This window comes from Streptomyces sp. NBC_00012, assembly GCF_045040875.1.
In the GTDB taxonomy this organism is placed as follows: Bacteria; Actinomycetota; Actinomycetes; order Streptomycetales; family Streptomycetaceae; genus Streptomyces.
Map to the genome: position 1 here is coordinate 458,204 of NZ_CP108310.1, position 15,690 is coordinate 473,893.

Genomic DNA, 15,690 nt, shown 5'->3' on the forward strand with positions numbered 1-15,690 from the left:
GCGAACTGAGAGCATGGGCTCATGGACGATGCAGTAGACCTCGGCGAGTTCGTTGTGCGCAGCGCGAGTGAGTCGGAGTCGGACGCGCTGGTCGGGATCGACTCGGTCGCGGTCGAAGGTGATGTCGGGAGACAGGCGAGCATCCGAAGATGGTGCCAGCAGGGCCTGGTGGTCGTAGCAGAGGACGCGTCTGGCCTGCTTGGCTACTGCGTGGTTGAGTACACGTTCTTCGAACAGGGCTTCGTCACGATGCTCATGGTGGCCCCATCGGCCCGCGGCAGGGGCGTTGGTCATCGGTTGTTGGACGCCGTGGCCGCCTCGTGCACGTCACCGAAGCTCTTCACCTCGACCAACGTCTCCAACCAGCCGATGCAGCGACTGCTCCAAAAAGCCGGATGGAGCCCGGCCGGCCTTCTCCACGGTCTCGATGAGGGCGACCCCGAGCTGTTCTACCTCCGCCGACCACAGACCGGGCGGATGCACCCGTGACCTGAAGCGGACCGCACGAGTTCATCGGATGTGTCGTCTCCATGGGTTCGTGCGGCCTTGTCTCATCCTGCCTTCAGCGGCGTCTCCCGTGCGCATCTCGGGAATTTGATTGAGGAGTTGGCAGGCCCGTGGCTTGCCCGGTGTGAGTCTGCACTACGTGAGCGACGTGGTGCCGAGAGGCAGCGGGACGCTGGTGCCGGACCGAAGCACGACCTGGTCTTCACCGACCGTGTGCTGGTCACGCTGGTGCATCTGCGCACCGGGCTCCCGCACGCCGCGCTGGCCGAGCTGTACGGCACAGCCCGCTCCACGATCTCCCGGGCCATCGGCGAGATCCGCCCGCTGCTGGCCGCACGTGGCTTCGCCGTCCCCGACCGCCCCGGCGTCAGGCTGCGCACCCTGGCGGATGTGTTCGCCTACGCCGAGGCCGAGGGGATCCGTCTACGAATCGACGGCGCCGAGACCCAGGTTCGCCGCCCGAAGGCCGGTCAGCCAGGACGACGAGCCTTCGTATCAGGCAAGAGGAAACAGAACACAATCAAGACCACCACCGTCAGCGATGGACAGGGCCGCCTGCTGTGGTCGGGCGCGAACCGGCCCGGTCGCATGCACGACCAGAGTGCGACACGAAGGCGCACGCGACGAGCGGTTGCGCGGAAAGGAGGCCGACTGGTGTCGGCAGCGTAATCCCAGGCCAATGTCCGAGTGCCTGTCCCCACCCCGGCATGCGTCGCTGGTAACGGCGGGGTGTGAAGCCTGGGGGAAGAAGCCCAAGGGCCGCCGAACCATCCGGTGTCCACAGGCGAGGGGAAGACCGGACGGGTGAACGCGAGTGAACCCTCGATGATGCTTCGTGATGCATCACCTCGGTTGATGGAGTGCACCACCGGGGTTCAGGAACTGGCCGTTGTGAGGCGGCAGGCGGCGGCTGAGGATTTGGTATCGGCCGTGTGGACACCGCCGTTCCCGGAGTAGAGGGGGCACCCACCCCGGTCGCATCTCGTACGTGCGAAACGTGACAACCCCGACGGGGTCCGGCCGCCAGCGGCGGCCGGTAAGCCGACCGTGAGGAAGGCCCAGATCCCCGGCGGGCACAGGACGGTTCAAGAAGCGAATGCCGGCGGCCGAAAGGAAGCGGGAAACCGGGACAGCGTGATCGGCTCCTCCGCCGATCGTCCCGGATAACCGGCCGGACAGGGGCAGTTGCCCCGAAACACGGCGGCAGAGCCCGCCAGGCACACCCGCTCACCAGCACGTAGACGATCGCCGCGAACAGCGTCTCATCAGGCGTGTCCTGCGTCCCGCCACCCTGCGGCCGCACCCTCGACGGCGGGATCAGCGGCTTCGCGATCTCCCACAGCCCGTCCGGAACAATCCAACTCCACGTATCCCGCCCCATGAACAGCCCAACGAGCAATCACCACATAGGACACGGTCTTAGAAGATCTCCACGGTTCGGGGGGATTGACACTTGAGCAGCGTTCGAACCTGCTCCGCGGAAAGCAACCCAACAGGCTTCCTACGATACTCATCCAGCCCTGGACACCGCCGAGATACTCACAACGCCAGCCAGCTCAGCGATCGTTGCGGCACACCGCCTCAAGCCAAGGAGGCTTGCAGGGTTCTTGATCACGGCGCGAGGGCCGGTCTGCCGCCGCAGCGGATGCCCATCTCTCTGCGGACAATGGCGCCCCCGTCGGCGGGGCCCCAGCTCGCTCGCCGCCGACGGGTACTGTGAGCCTCTTGCGCACCGTTCAAGTAGTGGCGCGTCATGGACGGTTCAGGTGAGCGCGAAGGTGTCTTGGGCCGCAGCCGGCAAGGTACTGCCCTGCTTCAACTGGGGTCAGCCAAGCGGGAGCGTCTGGCTCCGGCCGGGACGCAGCCAGAAGTTCCGGACGAATACTGGGAAGCAAGCCAAATAGGGGTGCATCTTCGGATGACGGTATCGGTGCTCAGGCAAATCCTCGACGCGCTGGGACCGGCGCCGCTGCACCTTCTGACTGCGCAGGACGGAGCCGATGTGCTGGTGTCCGGCGTGCTGATCCACGAACCGCGTGCGCCGCTGCCACCGATGCGAAACGCCATGCTCTTCGCTGTGGGCGTGCGGCCGACCAGCCTCGAAGCTGGCGAGTTGCTCGGGCAAGCGGCGCTGGCAGGTTACACATGTTTGGTCATCAAGCGCTACGGCGAGTCAGCCGGCCAGCTGGTGGCCACCGCATCGGAGACAGGGATCTCGCTTCTGGCAGCGGACGAGGACATCGCCTGGCATCATCTTGATGCCCTGGTCTCCTCCGTTCTGGCGGAAACCGGGCGCACCGTTCTTGCTGGTGCGCCAGCCGTCGGGGACCTGTTCGCCCTGGCCAACGCGATCGCGGCCATGGTTGGCGGCGCGACGACCATAGAAGACCCGCGCCAGCGAATCCTGGCGTACTCCACTCTGCCCGACCAGCCGATCGATGAAGACCGACGACAGGGCATTCTCGGCCTGCAGGTACCCGAACTCCCGGCGAACGGTGCACTATACCGCGAGGTGCACGGCACCACGTTGGTTCAGAGGTTCACCGACCCAAATGGCCTGCCTCGCCTGGCCGTCAGTGTGCACGCCGGGAGCGAACTGCTCGGGTCGATCTGGGTGGTCGACGCCGGCACTCTCGACCACGATGCTGTGCAAGCCCTCTCGCAGGCCGCGGCGACCGCCGCGTTGCACCTGCTGGCGGCGCGTACAGCCGCTGATGTCGCCCGCCGCCAGCGCGCCGATGTGCTCCGACGGCTGCTGGCCGACCCGGCTGCCGTCAACATCGTGGCGCCGCAGCTCAGCCTGAACCCGGACGTCTCCGTGGCCGTGGCCGCCTTCGTCGTTGTGCCCCGCGACGGCGATGGCATCACCACCGCGCAGGCGGCCACGCGGCTGGCGGACCTCGTCAGCGTGTACGTCGAGGCACATTACGGGCGGCACGGGTGCGCGCTGATCGAAGGCACCGTCTACGCGCTGTTGCCAACGGGGCCTGCCGGGCAGTCGTACCACGACTTCATGGCCAACATCGCCCGGCGGGCGATGTTGGCCCTTCGCATTCCCATCCATGCCGCACTCGGTTCCCACGTCGCCGGGCTGCACCTGGCGGCCCGCTCACGCCAGGATGCCGATGTGGTGCTAAAGGTCCTCGCTGAGCGGCCGGCCGAGCCTGACATGCCCTCCGTCGCCACGATCGACGAGGTCCGGGCGAGCGCGACCCTTCTGGAGCTGACCGAGGACCTCGCCGGCAATCCCCGGATGATGCAAGGGCTGGGACCTGCCATTCGTGTCTACGACCGCGAGCACGCTACGGCCTACGCCAGAACGCTGCTCACGTACCTGGACGCCAACAGCGACATCGCCGCCGCCTCCCGTCGGCTCAACGTGCATCCGAACACATGCCGATACCGGATCACGCGCGCCGAGAAAATCTTCCGATTCAGCCTTGCCGACCAGGATGAGCGCCTCCTGCTCTGGATCCAGCTCCGGGTCAGCGACCGGTTCGCCACACAATGACGCTGTCAAGCCGCACCTGTGGCTGGGAGTTCACGATGGAAGCACCATCCGACGCGGATCAGGTCCCACAGGACGATCACCCGTCGCCGAGCCAGCGCGAGATGAGCCTGGGTGCGCCTCGTACCTTGGCGCGCTTGCGCTCGTAGAAGCGCCGCTGTTGCGGATGCTGATGATCGCGGACCGTAGAGACGCGTTGCAGGCCACGGTGGTAGTGCTGGCGGCGGTCGGCGGTGCCGTATCGGCTCATGACGCCGACGGTGGCGGCGAGGAACTCCGCGCCCAGCAGCGGGCCGATGCCAGGCATGCTGGAGATCACTTCGGCGAGTTCCAGCTCGCGAAACCGGGCCGCACTGAGCTTGTCGACCTCTGCGATGTACTCGTTGAGGACCATCACCTCCTTCGCCAGGGTACGGATCACCTGCGCGGTGATCTGCTCTCTGGTAACGGCGGTGTGCTGGCGCTCGGTCCAGGAGTACACCGACTGCCGAGGAGCCCCAGCTTCCCGGGCCTCCTGAACAACCGGGACGCCATCAAGGATTTCACTCGCGGCCTGACCACCACACCAACGGTGTCCTTCAAAGCGGAGCAGGCTCAGTGGTCCCTGCGGGTGGCTCGGACCACAGCGTCAACGGTCGGATCAGGTGCTCGGTCACGTTGCCGAGCGCGAGCGTCTGCACCCGCCAGTCTTTTTCCAGGGGCGAAGCCCGGATCAACAGAGGGCGTTGTGCTGACGTCGACGCTCGGCAACCTGGCCGCGACGGCGGGAGGAGCGGCGGCTGGCCTCAGCGTTCAGGGGGCCGGGCCCCGGGAACCCACGACGAGTACGCCCAGCCCCTCCCAGCATCTTGAATCCGCTGAGCCGGTCTACATTCAGAGTTCAGATCTCGGACGATCCATGGGCTTCAGCGGCTCCGACTACTGCCCAGCGAACGGCCAGATCACGTCCAGCGGCCTACAGAGGCAGCCACTGGGTACTGGTGGTGACTGCCTTCAGCTCGTCGGCGAGGGGCATGACGCCGATACCGGGGCCTGTCGGCACCGGAAGGTGGCCGTCGCCCAGGACGAACGGGGTAGTGATGTCCGTTCGGTAGTAGCGGTCCGAGGCGGATGTGTCGCCGGGCAGTGTGAAGCCGGGCAGTGCTGCCAATGCGATGTTCGCCGCCCGGCCCAGACCGGTCTCCAGCATCCCACCGCACCACACCGGCACGCCGTGAGCGACGCAGACATCGTGGATGCGGCGAGCCTCGAGGTACCCACCGACGCGTCCGGGCTTGACGTTGACGATCGCACACGCGCCAAGCCTGATCGCGTCAGCAGCTGCGCGGGCCGATGTGATGGACTCGTCCAGACAGATGGGCGTGCGGACAGCCTTGGCCAGCTCGGCGTGGCCGAGGAAGTCTTCTTCGTCGAGCGGCTGCTCGATCAGCAGCAGGCCGAAGGGGTCGAGCCTTGCGAGATGGTGTGCATCGGCGCGTGTGTACGCCGTGTTCGCGTCGACCTGCAGCAGCACATCGTCGCCGAACCGCTCGCGTACCGCGCGTACCGGTTCAATGTCCCATCCGGGTTCGATCTTCAGCTTGATACGGACGTATCCCTCATCGAGGTAGCCGCCGACGGCGTCGAGAAGCTCGCCGATGGACGACATGATGCCGACCGAAACCCCGCAGGGTACACGGTCATGTGCGGCGCCGAGCTCCTGCGCCAGCGGCCGGCCCAGGGCGCGCAGTTCCGCGTCGAGCACGCCCATCTCGAGCGCCGCCTTGGCCATCCGGTGTCCCTTAAACCGGGCCAGTGCGGGTGCGACAGCGTGGGCGCTCAGCCGATCGTGCGCGGCGAGGGCGGGAATGAGGAAGCGGCTCAGTACATCCACCGCGGCGTCGGCGTACTCGGAGGAATACAGCGGATCGACCGTGGCGACGCACTCTCCCCAGCCCTCCGCCTCGTCGGCGACCACACGCAGGAGCAGGGCTTCGCGCTCCGTCTCGGTGCCGAATGAGGTACGGAACGGTGCCACGAGTGGCAGGCGGATCCGGCGGAGTTCTACTCCGGTCAGTTTCATGCGTGCTGCCCTTCTGTTGTGTCGCGCCTGAGGACGTACCAACCGGATTTGTCGTATCCGGCGATGTGGAGGCCATCCGCCATCGCTGCCGTGAGCGCCTCACGTACCGCGGTGCGCCACGCCCGGCCGCGTTCGGGCTCTGCCGCGCGCAGCGACGTGATGTCCGGCGGCACGGCCACCAGCAGCGTGTCGCCGTCCGGCACGCCGGGCACCGGCGACCCGTCGTCGGAGCAGGCGAGCACCACCACGGCTCCGCGTCGCCGCTCGGACTCCGCGTCGCACGGCCGGACCGTTCCGGCGCCGGCGGCCGCCACTTCGGGCGCGTGCAAGGACCACCGGACGAGCAGCCGGTCGGTGTCGTCGTATCCGTTGACGCCGTCGTGCATGCCGCCGTAGAAATCGGTCAGGTACTCCGTGGCCCCGGCGGCGAGTTTGGCCAGATTGAAGTACGCGTTACGGCTGACGAGTGGGTCGAAGGTCCACGCGATCTCCGAGACGCCACGCGTCATCGCCCAGGCGCGCTGGTGCAGCTTGAGGGCGAAGCCGACGCTCCGGCCGTGTGCCGCCGCGGACACACCGGCGATGTGGCTGTGCATCGCCTCCTCCGCAGGTGGGCCGAAGAAGCCGACACACGCGCCCACCAGCTGGGGGCCGTCGAACGCGCCGGTGACGTAGTTTCCGGCCTTGGCCAGGGCTCGCAGGAAGTCGAGCGGCACCGGCGGGCTCGACGGTTCGGGACGCCAGATCGTGTCGTAAAGCCTGTTCACCGCTTCGAGTTCACCTATTTCGGCCACCTCGCGCACATGAACGCCCGCCGCGCGCGCCGCCAGGTCTGCGGCGTTCACCGCCGCATCAGGGCCCGGATCCGCACCGGCGCGGAGACTGTACAAGTCCACCACTCGCTCCCTTCTCATTATCGTGACCTCGTCCGGGAAGGTCGTGACCGGCCCGCTGGGGGGGGGACCGGCCGACGCCTCGTCGAGCAACCCGGCGACGAGGGCCGCGACCAGGGCGGCGCTTGCCGGTAACTCGGCAACCAGCACATGTTCGTCGTCGGCGTGGGCACCACCACCCACCGCGCCGAGCCCATCCAGCGTGGGGGTGCCGACGCCGGCGGTGAAGTTGCCGTCCGAGCCGCCACCCACCGCAGCACGGATTGGTGGCGGCAGTCCGAGGTCCGCGGCCACGGCCACGGCGCGCGCGTACAGGGCCGCCGACGCCTCCGCGGCCAGCGGCGGACAGTTCGGGCCGCCCGTGATCTCCACGCGCGCACCGTCCAGCATCGGCTGCAGGGCGCGCATCGCGGCGTCGATCCGGTGCTGCTCGGCGACGTCGCGGACCCTCACGTCGACCGTGAACGCCCCGGAGGCCGGCACGGTGTTCGATGTGAGACCCGCAGACATCAGCGTCGGTGTGACCGTCGTGCCCCGGTCCGGGGCGGCGAGCGCGGTCACTGCCAGCACCTGATGAGCTGTCTCGACGGTGGCGTTGACACCGCGCTCGGGTTCCAGACCGGCGTGGGCAGCCCGGCCCGAGACGGCCACCTCGTACTGCGAGACGCCCTTGCGCTCGGTCTTGAGCGCGCCTCCGTCGGCCGCCGCTTCGAGTACCAGAGCCGCGGCCAGGCCGGTGGCCTCGGTCTCGATGAGCGTCCGCGAGCTGGGCGCGCCGATCTCTTCGTCGGCGGTGATCAGAATCGTCACGCCCGAGGGGTCGGGAAGGCAGGCTGCAGCGTGCATCGCCAGCACCAGGCCTGCCTTCATGTCGAAGCAGCCCGGGCCGCGCAGCACGCCGTGGGCGACCGTGAACGGATGAGTCCTCAGCGTCCCTATCGGCCATACGGTGTCGTGGTGCCCGAGCAGCAGCACGCGGGACGGCCCGTCGCCGAGGCGCCAGCGCAGGTGCGTACGCCCGTCCAGGACGATGCGTTCCGGGGCCACTCCGAGCCGCTGTGCGCCGATCCGTGCCACCGTGTCAGCGCTTCTGGCGAGCGCGGCCGGATCGCTGGACGGCGACTCGCATGTCACGAGCGCCTCGATGTCGGCGAGCATCTTCGGCAGCGCGTCGGTCATGTCGGCGCCAAGAGTTGCGAGGTCCATGTCAGTCTGCCTTCGGTGTGGCGCGCAGGGCGACATACAGATACCGCTCGCCGGTCGGCAGGGCGTAGAAGGTCACCGGAGCCCAGGACCGCGTCTCGGGGTCGTGGACGACGAACAGGTTCTCCTTGACCGGCACCATCGCCTGCTCGGTCTCCGGACCGGGCGTCAGCTCGGCCGGCGGGCCGGTGACCGTCGTCCGCAGGATCGGACCGTCGTCCCCGTCGAGCACCTCCATCCGGACGCCCGCCCGCTCGTACGTGCCCAGATGGGGTCGTACGTCCTGCGGCAGGGGAAGGGCCGGTGGGCCGAGCGGTGGCGGCATCGCGATGTCGGCAAGTTCGGCAAAGATCTCGCCGAACAGGTCCTCGTACAGCCCCGTCGTGTCGCCGCCGTTGGTGAGCAGAGCGACCGCGAGACGCTCGTCGGGCAGCAGGCGCAGGTAGGCGTCCTGTCCGATCGTCGAGCCGTCGTGCCCGAGGAGCCGGCGACCGTCCCAGCCGATCCGGGACCAGCCGAGGCCCCATGAGTCGGCGAGGTCGCAGTGGTCCGGAAGTTCCACCTGGGAATCGGCCATCGCCTCGGCGCTCGCCTCGGTGAGCAGCCGGGTGCCATCGCGCGCCGCCCCGCCGGCGAGGTGCATTCGCGCGAACGTGAGCACATCGGCGACAGTCGAGCTGATCAGGTCGGCGGGCGCCACCGCTCGTGGCAGTCCCCACACCAGTGCACGCATCGGCTCGCCCCCGCCGTCGGTCATGTGACCGACGGCGGTGCGGTGCAGCAGCGCCTCCTCGGGCAGCGTCACCGTACGCTCAAGGCCCAGCGGGGTGAAGAGCCGCTTACGAATGGCCTCGTCCCACGTGTCGCCGGTCAGCTTCTCGATCACCCGGCCGGCCAGCGAGAAACCGGCGTTGCAGTAGGACCAGGTCGCGTCCGGCGGATGGTTCTGCGCCACACCGGCCAGCAGTGCCACGTACTTCTCCAGGCAGTCGTCTCCTCGTCCCGTGTCGGTGAAGACGTCGCCGTCTATGCCGCTCGTGTGCGTGAGCAGATGCCGCATGGTCACGCGCTTGGCGACGTCCGGCTCGGAAAGCCGCAGTTCGGGCAGGACTTCGGCGATCGGGGTGTCGAGGCGCAGCAGACCCTCGTCGACGAGCTGCATGACGACCGTCGCCGTCCAGACCTTGGTGATCGAGCCGATCTGGAATACGGAGTCGGTCGTCGTCCCGACACCGGTGTCCTTGTTGAGCACGCCGTACGCGGCTTCGGCAAGCTCGTCCTCCCTGCCGGAACCCATCCGCAGGATGCCGAGCGTGGCTCCGGGTACGTGGTGGTGCTCGGCCAGCGTGGTCAGCCGGCGCTGCCAGTGCGCGGCGTTGAGGCGGGGCCGTGCAGGTCCGGAGCTGCTGCCGGCGTACTGCTCGACCCAGTCCACGACGCGACGGTTGAAGTCGATCCGCTGCGACGGCGGCCCGTCGAGGACGAACAGGTGCGATGCCTCCGGGTAGAGCACGAGCCGGGTGGGTACGCCACGCCCCCGCAGCGCCGTGTGCCATTGCTGGGCCTGGCCGACCGGGCAGCCCAGGTCTGCCGCGCCGTGCAGGATCAGGGTCGGTGTCCTGACCTGGTCGACCCGGGTCAGCGGTGACATCGCCGCGTAGCGGTCCGGGGCGGTCCACGGAAGAGCACCGAGTTCGGACAGGCCGAACACATGGGCGTCGTCGGCCGTGCCGGTCAGGCTGACGAGGTCGCTGATCACTCCGCCCGTCACCGCGGCCGCGAACCGGTCGTCCCGGCTGGTGAGGTAGCAGGTCAAATATCCGCCGTAGCTGTAGCCTGAGACGGCCAGCCTGGCAGGGTCGGCGATCCCCGCTGCCACGAGATCGTCGATGGGTTCCAGGAGGTCCTTCGCATCGGCCTCGCCCCAGGCACCGACCGCAGCATTCCAGTAATGCTCGCCGTACCCGTCACTGCCACGGGGGTTCAGCAGCAGTACGGCCCAGCCGCGCGCCACGAGTTCCTGGTGGTAGAGCTCCACCTCGTTAGCGGCACCGTTCCATGCGTTGTGCGGTCCGCCATGGATGTCCAGGAGCAACGGGCGTGGACCTTCCACAGCCGGGTCGTGGATGAGCCAGCCCTGGACGACCGTGCCGTCCGAGACGGTGAACTCCCGTTCCTCGCGCGGGAACAGTTCGACGTCGGCCAGGCCCGCCCCGTGTTCGGTCCGGACGGCTTCCGCACCCGTCGCGAGGTCCACGGTGACGATCTCGCCGAACGAGGCCGGCGTGCCGAGCACCATGACGGCCGTGTCACCCGCCACTGACAGACCCATGACGTTCCGCCCGGCACCCGCGACGAGCGGGCGGGGCGTGCCGCCCTCGGCGGACACCGCGTACAGATGGGTACAGCCACGATCGCGGGCACAGAACAGGACCGTGCGACCGTCGTCGCCGAACTGCGGCAGGGCCCCGGGGTAGCCCGGACCACCCGGCATCACGTTGCGGTCCAGTGCGGCGGCCGGCTCGTCCGGTGCGCCGCCGTCGAGCGGAACGCGCAGGAGGCGGGCGTGGCCGGCCGGTTCGCCGGCAGTCCCCACGACGAGGAGTGCCGTTGCGTCCGGCGTCCACAGAATCGGACCGGCGCACCCGTCGGGAAGGCCAGCCGGCTCCGGCTTCGCCGGCTCGCCGCTCACGTCGAGGACGTACAAGGGCATGCGGGCCCGCAGATCCGCGTCCGGAGCCATCGCCGCGGCGAACGCCAGCCGTTTCGAATCCGGTGACCAGGCAGGATGGTTGGCGTGCCAGTCCCCCTCGGTCACCTGGCGGCACCGTCCGGTGGCCAGGTCGAGGACGTGCAGGTGACGGCGTACAGCGCCCAGCAGACCCGCGCCGTCCTCCTGATAGGTGAGCCGGTCCGCGACGAGCGGTGCGCTCGCGCGGACCTCGGGCGACATGCCGTCCGAGCCGGCCGCGAGCGGATCCACCACTGCCACGAAGGCGATCTTCGAGCCGTCCGGGCTCCACACGGGCGCACCGGCCCCGAGCGGAAGTGTGGTCAGTTGCCCGGCCTCCCCGCCGTCGGCGGGGAGCAGCCATATCTGCGGTACCTCGTCCCGCGAGCGCAGGAAGGCGATGCGTCCGCCGTCCGGTGACCACGCGGGTGAGGTGTCGGCCGTGCCGTGGGTCAGTTGCCGCGGCCGGCCGGTGCGGGTGCCGACGCGCCAGATGGCGCGCACGTTCCGGTCGGCTTCCGCGTCGCAGGTGCGCAGCACGTAGAGGCACTCGTTGCCGTCCGGCGACAGTGCCGGCTGCTCCGGAACGGCGAACGTGGTCAGGTCGTCGATGCGCTGGCGGCGGGCCGCGCGCGAGGGCTTGGTCAAGGTCATGGCTTCTTTTCGGTCGGAGGGTGTGCCGGGAATCTTCACGATCGGCAGGTGCCCCGGGGTCTGTCTGACATATGCCGCCTGGCCCGCGACGGCCGGCACACACACTCGCGGCGTTGCCGGAATCGTCCTCGTACGTCCAGCACGAGGATGCTCCTCCGCCTTGCGGTCGCATGCACCGGACGCCGCAGGCCCCCGCTCTTCGGGCGGACGGCGCTATGTGTCAGACGGCCCCTAGGCGAGATGGCAGGCGACCTCGTGGGCCGGGCTCGTCGCGTCCGACGGGAATCGCAGGTGTGGATCGGCCGTCGCGCACTGCGCTTCGGCGACGGGGCAGCGGGTGCGGAACCGGCAGCCGGACGGCACGTTGGCCGGGTCGGGGGCCTCGCCGGTCAGAATCTGCGGTGTCCCGGCCTTGCAGGGGTCCCGGTCGGGAACCACCGACAACAGGGCCCGGGTGTAAGGGTGGCGCGGGGCGCGGAACACCGTCTGCGCCGCCCCCTGCTCGACGATGCGGCCCAGGTACATGACCGCGATGCGGTCCGCGAAGTGGGCTGCGGTGGAGAGGTCGTGAGTGATCATCAGGATTCCCATCCCGGGGTCGCGGCGCAGCGCGTCGAGGAGGGAGAGCACTCCGGCACGGACCGAGACGTCGAGCATGGAGACGGGCTCGTCGGCGAGCAGCAGGTCAGGGCCGAGGACAAGTGCCGCGGCGATCGCCACCCGCTGACGCTGCCCGCCGGACAGCTCGTGCGGGTAGCGGTCGAGGAAGGCCCCCGCCGGCGCGAGGCCCGCCCGTTCCAGGGCCTCTGCGGCAAGTCTGGCCCGGTCGCTCCGCGAACCGCCGATACCGTGGATGAGCATCGGTTCCACCAGCGTCTGGCTGACCCGGAACCGTGGATCCAGTGATTCGTAGGGATCCTGGTAGATCATCTGCATCCGTCTGCGCAGGGGGCGCAACCTCCGTTCGGACAGGCCGGCGATCTCGGTTCCATACAGTTGGATCGAGCCGGAGGAAGGCGTGACCATGCCGCTGATCGTCTGGATTGCCGTGGTCTTCCCGCAGCCGGACTCGCCGACCAGGGCGACCATCTCGCCGCGGGCCAGGCTGAGGCTGACTCCGTCGACTGCGTGCACCCAGCGCCTTGTTCGGCGCGCCAGTACGTGGGTCAGGCCGCGACGCACGGGGTAGCGTGTCGCCAGTCCCTCCACTTCCAGTAGTGATTCCGCCGCTGATCCCGCCGCGTGTGGCGTACTCATTTCGCTCCCTGGAGTTCGTTGCGGTGACAAGCGGCACGGTGGTCCGGGCCGGTGATACTCAACGTTGGGTGCTCGCCGTCGCACCGCTCCATCGGCACGTCGCACCGCGGCCGGAACGGGCAGCCGGCGATCGCGGAGTCCAGCCGGGGCGGCCCCCCAGGGATCGTGGTGATCCGCTCCTCCCCGTAGAGGTCGGGTGTGGCGGCGAACAGCAGCCGGGTGTAGGGATGGCGGGCGGCATGGTAGAGATCGGCGACCGGCCCGTCCTCCACGATCTCGCCGCCGTACATGACGGCGGCCCGCTCACAGGTCTGGGCGACCACCGGCAGATCGTGCGTCACCAGAATCAGCGCGAGGCCCAGCTCGTCGCAGAGACGGGTCAGCAGTTCCAGGACCTGCGCCTGGACCATCACGTCCAGCGCGGTGGTCGGCTCGTCGGCGAGCAGGATCTTCGGCTCGCAGGCGAGGGCCATCGCGATCGCCGCGCGTTGGCGCATGCCGCCGGAGAACTCGTGCGGATAGCGCTTCCCGGCCGCTGCGGGGATTCCGACCAGCTCCAGTAGTTCACCGGCGCGGCTGCGGGCCTGAGCCCGGTCCGCGACGCCGTGGTGGACCATCGGTTCGGCGATCTGCCAGGAGACGGTCTTCATCGGGTTGAAGGCGTTCATCGCGCCCTGGAACACCATGGCGATGTCCCGCCAGCGGAACGGGCGGACCGATTCCTCGCCGCCGCACAGAATGTCGGTGCCGTTGATGCGGACCTCGCCCGCCACCGAGGCGGTCGGCGGCAACAGTCCCATCAGCGCCAGAATCGTCGTGGTCTTGCCGCACCCGGACTCACCCACGAGGCCGAACCGCTGCCCGGCGTCCAGGTCGAAGCTCACCCCGTTGACCGCGTGTACCTGGCCACCGTGCTTCTGGTCGAACCAGACATGCAGGTCCCTGCACTCCAGAAGGCTCATATCGCGTCCTCGCCTCTTCCGATCAGCGGGCGCAGCCGCCAGCGGCGTACAGAGAGATGGGCAACCTTCAACCGGGGATTGAGGGTGTCTTCGATGGCCTGGCCGAGCAGGAAGCAGCCGACGATCACCGCGGCGATCACGAATCCGTCCGGGACGATCGCCCACCAGGCTCCGGAGCTGATCGCGGTGCGCTGGAACGCGTTGTTCAGGATGGTCCCCCAGGTCGTCACGCCGGGGTCCTCCAGGCCCAGGAACGCCAGTGCTGTCTCCAGGTAGATCGCCACGGCCACGGTCAGCACGGTGTTGGCGACCAGGAGTGGTCCGACCTGCGGCAGGATGTGCCGTCCGATGATGCGGGCGTTGCCGGCGCCCAGTCCGCGCGTGCGTTTGATGTAGACACGCTCGCGGATCGACATGACCTGGGCTCGGATGATGCGGGCCGTGGAGGTCCACTCGAGGATGCCGATCACCATGATCACGTGGAACAGACTCGCCCCCCACACTTCGGCGATCACCATGGCGAGCACCAGGTCGGGAATGACCAGCAGGTAGTCCGTGATCCGCATCAGCGAGGTATCGGCCCAGCCGCCGAAGTAACCGGACAGGATCCCGAATCCACCCCCGATCACCATGGAGATCAGGGTGGCGGCGAAGCCGACCAGCAGCGAGACACGCCCGCCCTGTATGAGTTCCGACAGCATGTCGATGCCACCGTCGTCACAACCGAGCCAGTGCTGCGCCGACGGCGGGGCGTAGACAGCGCAGGTCTGTGCTGTCGCGCTGTGCGGCGATATGTAGGGCCCGATCACGGACAGAACGACGAAGAACACGATGACGGCAAGGCCCGCGCCGGCGGCCTTGTGCTCACGCAACGCGGTGCGAAGGAAACCGCTCCGGTGTGGACCGACGGCCTCCGCGCTGGGTGACACCTTGCTGATCTGCACACTCATCGCTGGATCCTCGGGTCGAGTCGGGCGTAGACCAGGTCGGCGAGGAAGTTCAGGAGGATCACCGAGACGGTCAGGATCAGGAATCCGCCTTGCAGCATGGGGTAGTCCCGCTGGCTGATTGCGGTGTACATGGCCAGGCCGATACCGGGCCAGCTGAAGAGCACCTCGATCAGCACGGCGCCGCCGACGATGTATCCGAGGTCCAGAGCGATCAGCGTGACCATCGGCAGCATCGCGTTGCGCGCCGCATGTCTCCAGACGATGCGCCGGGCCGGCAGGCCCTTGGCCCGCGCGGTCAGGACGTAGTCCTCGCCGAGGATCTCCAGCATCGACGAGCGCACGACCAGTGTGTAGCCGCCGTAGGCGGTCAGCATCAGTGTGACGACCGGCAGGATCGCGTGTGTACCGATGTCACCCAGGTGTTGCCAGAACGGCGCGGGCTCGAAGAGGAACTCGTTCATCATTCCGCCCGACGGAAGGACCCCGGCGAAAAGGATCAGGAGTACCAGACCGAGCCACTGGCTGGGCAGCGCGTACGCGAAGATCGCCAGATTCGTGCTCAGGTGATCGGCCGCTGACGCGCGCCGCCAGGCAGAGATGACTCCCGCGAGGACACCCGCGACGACCGCGGCGACGGTACCGGCCAGCACCAACGGCACCGTGTTCATCAGGTCCGCGACCAGCAGCTCGCGCACCGGCTGCCGATGGGCGAACGACATACCCATGTCCCCGTGGCAGAGGTTGCGCAAATAGATCAGGTACTGCTCCCATTTCGATTTGTCCAGCCCGAACTCCGCGGTCAGCGCGTGCTTGAGCTGGGGGCTGGCGTGCGGCACCCGGGCCATGTTCGTCACCGCGTCACCCGGCAGCACGCGAAAGAGGAAGAAGTTGGTCGTAACCGCCACAAAGATCGTGGTCAGCGCGAACGCCGCTCGCTTAAACAGATGTTCCGTGCGGTTCACG

General features: G+C 68.5%; 9 protein-coding genes and 3 pseudogenes. 3 read left to right on the forward strand and 9 right to left on the reverse strand.

What is annotated here, in order from left to right; translation table 11 throughout:
- Window positions 1–21 precede the first annotated feature (21 nt).
- The gene (locus tag OHA19_RS41420; RefSeq protein WP_331754378.1) at window positions 22–489 is read left to right on the forward strand and encodes a GNAT family N-acetyltransferase; all 468 of its coding nucleotides are present in this window, start codon (window positions 22–24) and stop codon (window positions 487–489) included.
- Between the two features lie 30 nt (window positions 490–519).
- Window positions 520–1,119: pseudogene (locus OHA19_RS41425) on the forward strand (transposase family protein); the annotation flags it as partial.
- Between the two features lie 565 nt (window positions 1,120–1,684).
- Here OHA19_RS41425 and OHA19_RS41430 read toward each other — a convergent pair.
- Window positions 1,685–1,888 (reverse strand): annotated as a pseudogene (locus OHA19_RS41430) (transposase); the annotation flags it as partial.
- A gap of 537 nt (window positions 1,889–2,425) precedes the next feature.
- On the opposite strand from OHA19_RS41430, the gene OHA19_RS41435 reads away from it, so the two are divergent.
- The gene (locus OHA19_RS41435; RefSeq protein WP_331749968.1) at window positions 2,426–4,018 is read left to right on the forward strand and encodes a helix-turn-helix domain-containing protein; all 1,593 of its coding nucleotides are present in this window, start codon (window positions 2,426–2,428) and stop codon (window positions 4,016–4,018) included.
- 76 nt (window positions 4,019–4,094) lie between these two features.
- Here OHA19_RS41435 and OHA19_RS41440 read toward each other — a convergent pair whose 3' ends face one another.
- From OHA19_RS41440 to OHA19_RS41475, 8 genes and pseudogenes are all read right to left on the reverse strand, one after another.
- On the reverse strand, window positions 4,095–4,496 hold the full coding sequence (locus OHA19_RS41440; protein WP_405722649.1) for a hypothetical protein: 402 nt from the start codon (window positions 4,494–4,496) through the stop codon (window positions 4,095–4,097).
- Window positions 4,497–4,970: 474 nt separating this feature from the next.
- Complete coding sequence (menC, locus tag OHA19_RS41445; RefSeq protein WP_331754384.1) at window positions 4,971–6,077, reverse strand: o-succinylbenzoate synthase; 1,107 nt, start codon at window positions 6,075–6,077, stop codon at window positions 4,971–4,973.
- A gap of 971 nt (window positions 6,078–7,048) precedes the next feature.
- Window positions 7,049–8,149, reverse strand: a pseudogene (locus OHA19_RS41450) (M20/M25/M40 family metallo-hydrolase); the annotation flags it as partial.
- A gap of 28 nt (window positions 8,150–8,177) precedes the next feature.
- On the reverse strand, window positions 8,178–11,558 hold the full coding sequence (locus OHA19_RS41455) for a serine hydrolase (protein WP_331749957.1): 3,381 nt from the start codon (window positions 11,556–11,558) through the stop codon (window positions 8,178–8,180).
- A 231-nt stretch (window positions 11,559–11,789) separates the two neighbouring features.
- Window positions 11,790–12,692: an ABC transporter ATP-binding protein gene (locus tag OHA19_RS41460; protein ID WP_405722644.1), complete on the reverse strand. Its 903-nt coding sequence runs from the start codon at window positions 12,690–12,692 to the stop codon at window positions 11,790–11,792.
- Window positions 12,693–12,811: 119 nt separating this feature from the next.
- Window positions 12,812–13,777: an ABC transporter ATP-binding protein gene (locus OHA19_RS41465; RefSeq protein ID WP_317863885.1), complete on the reverse strand. Its 966-nt coding sequence runs from the start codon at window positions 13,775–13,777 to the stop codon at window positions 12,812–12,814.
- Entirely contained in the window at window positions 13,774–14,727 is a 954-nt protein-coding gene (locus tag OHA19_RS41470) for an ABC transporter permease (RefSeq protein ID WP_331749947.1), read from the reverse strand. The genes OHA19_RS41465 and OHA19_RS41470 overlap by 4 nt, the downstream gene beginning before the upstream one ends.
- The gene (locus tag OHA19_RS41475; RefSeq protein WP_331749944.1) at window positions 14,724–15,689 is read right to left on the reverse strand and encodes an ABC transporter permease; all 966 of its coding nucleotides are present in this window, start codon (window positions 15,687–15,689) and stop codon (window positions 14,724–14,726) included. Before OHA19_RS41475 ends, OHA19_RS41470 begins: the two co-directional genes overlap by 4 nt.
- Window position 15,690: the final 1 nt, after the last annotated feature.